5 protein-coding genes are annotated in these 5,709 nt (G+C 62.3%); 2 read left to right on the top strand and 3 right to left on the bottom strand.

Features of this window, described 5'->3' with window-relative positions; all coding sequences use genetic code 11:
- On the bottom strand, nucleotides 1–773 hold a 773-nt coding region (locus J0I64_RS04185), incomplete at its 3' end, for an MFS transporter (RefSeq protein WP_291406352.1).
- 1,074 nt (nucleotides 774–1,847) lie between these two features.
- Here J0I64_RS04185 and J0I64_RS04180 point away from each other — a divergent pair.
- The gene (locus J0I64_RS04180; RefSeq protein ID WP_291406351.1) at nucleotides 1,848–2,345 is read left to right on the top strand and encodes a DMT family transporter; all 498 of its coding nucleotides are present in this window, start codon (nucleotides 1,848–1,850) and stop codon (nucleotides 2,343–2,345) included.
- Nucleotides 2,342–2,764 (top strand): DMT family transporter, encoded by a 423-nt coding sequence (locus J0I64_RS04175; RefSeq protein ID WP_291406350.1) that lies wholly within the window; start codon nucleotides 2,342–2,344, stop codon nucleotides 2,762–2,764. The genes J0I64_RS04180 and J0I64_RS04175 overlap by 4 nt, the downstream gene beginning before the upstream one ends.
- A 61-nt stretch (nucleotides 2,765–2,825) precedes the next feature.
- Here the strand turns inward: J0I64_RS04175 and J0I64_RS04170 are convergent, their stop codons facing one another.
- The gene (locus tag J0I64_RS04170; protein ID WP_291406349.1) at nucleotides 2,826–4,265 is read right to left on the bottom strand and encodes an aldehyde dehydrogenase family protein; all 1,440 of its coding nucleotides are present in this window, start codon (nucleotides 4,263–4,265) and stop codon (nucleotides 2,826–2,828) included.
- A gap of 55 nt (nucleotides 4,266–4,320) precedes the next feature.
- Nucleotides 4,321–5,472, bottom strand: coding sequence for a fumarylacetoacetate hydrolase family protein (locus J0I64_RS04165; RefSeq protein WP_291406348.1), 1,152 nt, complete (start codon nucleotides 5,470–5,472; stop codon nucleotides 4,321–4,323).
- Between the last annotated feature and the right edge of the window lie 237 nt (nucleotides 5,473–5,709).

Here is a 5,709-nt window from a genome sequence, read left to right as displayed (position 1 = left end):
AGCGCCCCACCGCCCACATATTCCTCGGAAACCGAAGGCAGCAGCGCCAGGATAACGATCGCCGCAAAGCCGAAGAGGAAGCCCCGGAACAGCACCGTGAGCAGATTGGGCGAGAGCGACACATAGCGCACCCCGGCCCACATGGCGCTCCCCAGCGATTCCCGCGGCAGCCGCGCCTTGACCCGCTGCGGCTTCCACCGCCACAGCGCCCCGATCAGCGCCAGATACGAAACCGCATTGACGGCAAAAGCCGCGCTCGCCCCAGCAAAGGCGACGATCATGCCACCCACCGCCGGACCGACGCTGCGCATCATGTTGAAGCCCATGGCATTGAGCGTCACCGCCCCCGGCAGATCTTCGCGCGGCACGATATCGCCCATTGAGGCCTGCCACGAGGGATTGAACAGCGCCGTGCCGCAGCCGATCAGAAACGTAAAGGTCAGCAGCAACCAGGGATTGAGCAAACCAAGCCAGGCGGTCACCGCCAGCAACAGCGACACGACAGCCATGCCGCTCTGCGCCACCAGCATCACGCTGCGTCGATCAAAATTATCCGCCAACGCCCCTGCGGCGATGGAAAACACCATGATCGGCAAGGTGTTGGAGGCCTGCACCAGCGCCACCATATTGTGCGAGGTGGTCAGCGTCGTCATCATCCAGCCCGCACCGACCGCCTGTACCAATCCCCCGAGATTGGAGAACAGGGTCGCCAGCCACAAAGTACGAAAAGTCTCGTGACGGAATGGCGCCGTAATGGATGCGCGCTCGGACATAGTGATTCAACTCCTGCCCCTGTCATGAGCCAGTCGGAGAGATCAGGCAAGCGTCGAGGCCACCCTGCCGGGTAAATCATGGCAATCGCGGGATTTTGAGTTGGAGCCGGTGCCGGGGCGAGGCTCTGATGGCATCGCCCACACCAAAGGCAAAAGGGCTTGATTGAGCAATTCCGGGCGGCGGCGGTCATAAAAGCCAAGCCCCCCAACGACGTCGAACCGACCCGAAAACCTCCAAGCCGAGCACGGAGGCATGCGACCGCCATAGGAGCAGCACTCCACCGACCGCACGGCGCCCAAGCAACGAGTGAGGCCATCCGCCCCACCTCATTCCTCACCCACTACGTCATTCCCGCGAAAGCGGGAATCTCCTGCGCAAAACCGAGATTCCCGCCTTCGCGGGACTGACACCGAACTTTGGCAGCCTCGACCGTACCCGTAAGCATCCGCGCCTACGGCCACTCGAACCACTCCCAGACCATAGAGAAAACACGGGCGTCGCAGCAAACAGCGAAAAATCTCACAAAGGGAAGACCTCGATAGACGGGGCCAATTGCGCCCCGACTCCCACCGCGTCAGTCCCACCAAAGGCGGGCATCCCCCCTTGCACGGAAACCGCGATCCCCGCTTTCACGGCAATGACACCGCGCTTTTGACCACCTTCTCAGTCCGAGAAGGAATACGACGCCCAAGCCGGGTGAGATCGCATTCTGGGCGACACCGGAAAGTCAGGGGCCGTGGTTCACCGACGCCCCCCACATGCTCTCTGCGGGCCACGCACTATCATCTCCCTGTTCGACGTCACTTACTCCGAACACCACCTTCAACCCGCTCCCAAACCTCGCTCGCCAAAGCTCCACGCCCCCCGTGCCTCCTTCCTGTCCCCCCTACCCCCCGCCTCCGCACAAGCCGCCCAAATCCTCCTCCTCACCACATCCTCCACGCCCTCCGCCCCCAACACATCCTCCGCCCCCCTCTTCCCAAAACGACCGATGCCCCTCGCGCCGATTCCCGTTTGTTTCCCCCGTTGCCGCCCTTAAACTCGCCTCACCCTCCCTTCACTCGAATCGCACCATGACCTCCCCACCAACCCAGCGGACAAACCCGCTGCATCTGCTTGCGGCCTTTGCCAGCGGCGGCCTTCTTACCCTCGCCATTTTCGTCAACGGCGAAGCCGGCCGTCTCGGCGGTGCCATGTTCTCATCCTGGCTCGCCCATGGCGTCGGCACCTTGGTCGCTATTATTTTCCTCGCTGCGGTCTGGCGCGGCCAGCGCGCCGCCACGGCCGCGGCCACCGCCAAGATCGGCAAGGCACCGCTCTGGGCCTATATCGGCGGCCTCTGCGGCGCCGTCACAGTCATGCTGACCTCGATCTCGGTGAATTCGCCCCTCGCCCTCGCCGGCACGCTGGCGCTCGGCCTCGCCGGTCAGGTCGTCCTCAGCCTTGCCGCAGACTTCTGGGGTCTCCTCGGCCTCCCCAAGCGCAAGCTCGACCTGCGCGACGCCGGCGCCGTCATCCTCATCGCCGCCGGCAGCCTTCTCATCATCCTCTTCGGGCTCGGCGCCGCATGATCATCCCAATTCTCGCAGCCTTCGCCGCTGGCCTCCTCGTCATCCTCAGCCGTCAGGTCAATGGCCGCCTCTCGATGTCGACGACCCCGCTGATCTCGTCTTTCTGGAACCACTTCGTCGGCTTTGCCTTCCTCAGCGTGGTCGGGCTCATCGTCGGCGGGCTGATCCCGGCCAATATCGCTGAAATGCCTTGGAGGATTTTCACCGGCGGCGCCATCGGCGTTGTTTTCGTCGCCTCCGGCTCCTGGCTCATTACCCGCATCGGCGCGGTCAATTCGACGCTCCTCGTCATCGCCGGCCAGATGGTCTTCGGGGTAATCTTCGATCTGCTGCGCGGCGCGCCGGTCACCGTCTGGGCCGCCGGGCTCGGCGTTCTCCTGATCCTCGCCGGTATGTGGCTCACCCAGCGCAAACGGTAACAGTCTGCCAACGAAAACGGGGCCCATTGGGCCCCGTTGCTAACTCGATTTTCGCGCCGTTTTAGCCAGCGGCGGTATAGGCGGTTTTCACCACGGTGAAGAATTCCGCTGCATACTTGCCCTGCTCGCGCGGGCCGTAGGACGAACCCTTGCGGCCACCAAACGGCACGTGGAAATCGACACCGGCGGTCGGCACATTGACCATCACCATGCCCGCTTCCGAGTTGCGCTTGAAGTGCGTCGCGTACTTCAGCGAGGTCGTCACGATACCGGCCGAGAGACCGAATTCCGTGTCGTTGGAAGTGGCTAGCGCCTCTTCGTAATCCTTCACCTTGATCACGGCAGCCACCGGCCCAAAGATTTCCTCGCGAGCGATACGCATGGAATTGGTCGCTTCCGTGAACAGCGTCGGCTGCAGGAAGTAGCCTTCGGTCGCAGCCTTCACGCGCTCGCCGCCGGCAACGAGCTTGGCGCCTTCGGCCTTGCCGATCTCAATGTAGTCGGTGTCCTGCTTAAGCTGGCTCGGATCGACCACAGGGCCAATTTCCGTATTCTTATCAAGGGCATCGCCCACGCGCAGATTGCGGGTGCGCTCGGCGAGAGCAGCCACGAAGGCGTCGTGGATACCTTCGGTAACAATCACGCGTGAAGCCGCGGTGCAGCGCTGACCGGTCGAGAAGAAGGCCGACTGCGCGACCGATTCAACGGCAACCTTGAGGTCGGCATCGTCGAGCACGATCGTCGGATTCTTGCCGCCCATTTCGAGCTGGAACTTGCGGTTGTGCTCGATCGAAGCGGCCGCTACGCGCTTGCCCGTACCCACCGAACCGGTGAACGAGATGGCATTGACGTCCTTGCTGTCGAGCATGGTCTGGCCAACGACCGAACCCTTGCCCATGACGAGGTTCAGCACGCCCTTGGGCAGGCCGGCGCGAACGAGAATGTCGACGATCGCCCAGGTCGAAGCCGGGACAAGATCGGCCGGCTTGATCACCACGGTATTGCCATAGGCCAGCGCCGGAGCAACCTTCCAGGACGGGATGGCGATCGGGAAGTTCCACGGCGTGATGATGCCAATGACACCGATCGGCTCGCGAGTGATTTCGACGCCAACGCCGGGACGCACGGACGGCAGCACTTCGCCGGCAAGGCGCAGCACTTCACCGGCGAAGAAATCAAAGATCTGGCCGGCGCGGGTCACTTCGCCAATGCCTTCCGGCAGGGTCTTGCCCTCTTCGCGGCTCAACAGTTCGCCCAGTTCCTGCTTGCGAGCGAGGATTTCGTCGGCGGTCTTGCGCAGGATCGCGTGGCGCTCGAGGATGCCCGAACGCGACCAGGCGGGGAAAGCGGCCTTGGCGGCGGCGATGGCCTGCTTGGTTTCCTCGGCCGTGGCGCGCGCATAAACGCCCACCACATCGCTGAGGTTGGACGGGTTGATGTTCTCGCTACCGTCTGCGCCGACCCATTCGCCGTTGATCAGGTTCTTGTGCAATTCGCTCATGTGGGAAGCCTTTCAAAAATGTCGTGCGTCGCCCGTGGGGAGGAGTTCGGCAGCGCTAGAGGAGGTCGGCGCGAGCAAGATCGCGCAGCAGATGGCTCGAACCATAGGTCCAGGGCGGACATTTGGTCGAGAGATTGACGGTATTGGTCAGCGTACCCAGCGACGGCGTCGAAATGGAGACACTGTCGCCGATCTTGTGGGTAAAGCCCTTGCCGGCGCCATCCCGGTCCTTCACCGGCGCGAACATGGTGCCGAGATAGAGCACTAGGCCGTCGGGATACTGGTGATGGCCACCAATGGTCGCGGCAACCAGGGATTCCGGCGTGCGCGAAATCTGGGCCATGTTGGAAGCGCCTTCGAGCACAAAGCCGTCCGTCCCTTCCACGCGCAATGCGATCTCGGAATTCTTGATGGTATCGAGCGAAAAATCGCCATCGAACAGGCGAACAAACGGCCCAAGCGACGCCGAAGCATTGTTGTCCTTGGCCTTGCCGAGCAAGAGCGCCGAACGACCCTCAACGTCGCGCAGATTGACGTCATTGCCCAGCGTGGCGCCGATGATTTCGCCCTTGCTGGTCACCAGCAGCGCCACCTCCGGCTCAGGATTGTTCCAGCTTGAAATCGGATGCAGCCCAACTTCGGCGCCATAGCCCACCGAACTCATCGGCTGGCTCTTGGTGAAAATCTCGGCGTCAGGCCCGATGCCGACTTCGAGATACTGGCTCCAGACGCCCTTTTCGATCAGTGCTGCCTTGACCTTCATCGCGGGCTCTGAACCCGGCACGAGCTGAGAAAGATCGGTGCCGATCAGGTCGAGGATTTCCCCGCGCAGCGCGTCGGCGCGAGACTTATCCCCGCGGGCCTGTTCCTCGATTACTCTTTCAAGCAGCGAAACGACGAAGGTTACGCCGGAGGCCTTGATGGCCTGCAGATCGATGGGAGAGAGAAGAACGGGGGATTTTTCGCTGGTCTGACCAGCAACCGAATTAGCGACGATATCGGCAACATCGCCCAGAACGACGCCATCGGCGCCCTTCACATGGGCGGCAGCCCTGCCGCTTTCGGCGATATCGCGCACGGTCGCAAAACCCTTGATGGTGATGTCGACCAGCTTGCCGTCGCGGACGGTAACGACGCGCGGCTCGGCATGGCCCGGCACGCGCGCACGGCCAACAAGAACACCCTCAGGAATGACATTCGCGCCCATACCGGCCCCCAACTAAAATGTTAGTTGTGACTACCCCAGCGCAGACGCACGGTGCAAGCCCAACATTCAAATAGTCATACTTATTATCTATAGGAAGAGCCGCACCCCCAAAATCTTCAGCATCGGGGCCGATTTCAGCATCGCTTCCCACGCGCAATATTCGAGCACGGGCAAAAACATAAACAGCCCATTCAACTCCCGTTCATCTGCGCCGCAATCCTGACGCATTGAACGGGG

The organism is Devosia sp., assembly GCF_017307565.1.
Taxonomy (GTDB): domain Bacteria; phylum Pseudomonadota; class Alphaproteobacteria; order Rhizobiales; family Devosiaceae; genus Devosia.
The sequence above is the reverse complement of the archived record's forward strand: the minus strand, read 5'-3'. Positions and strand labels throughout refer to the sequence as shown.

Excerpts from the sequence above, each read along its gene's own strand:
- J0I64_RS04180 (WP_291406351.1), top strand. The coding sequence starts at position 1,848 with ATGACCTCCCCACCAACCCAGCGGACAAACCCGCTGCATCTGCTTGCG.
- J0I64_RS04175 (WP_291406350.1), top strand. The coding sequence starts at position 2,342 with ATGATCATCCCAATTCTCGCAGCCTTCGCCGCTGGCCTCCTCGTCATC.
- J0I64_RS04170 (WP_291406349.1), bottom strand. The coding sequence starts at position 4,265 with ATGAGCGAATTGCACAAGAACCTGATCAACGGCGAATGGGTCGGCGCA.
- J0I64_RS04165 (WP_291406348.1), bottom strand. The coding sequence starts at position 5,472 with ATGGGCGCGAATGTCATTCCTGAGGGTGTTCTTGTTGGCCGTGCGCGC.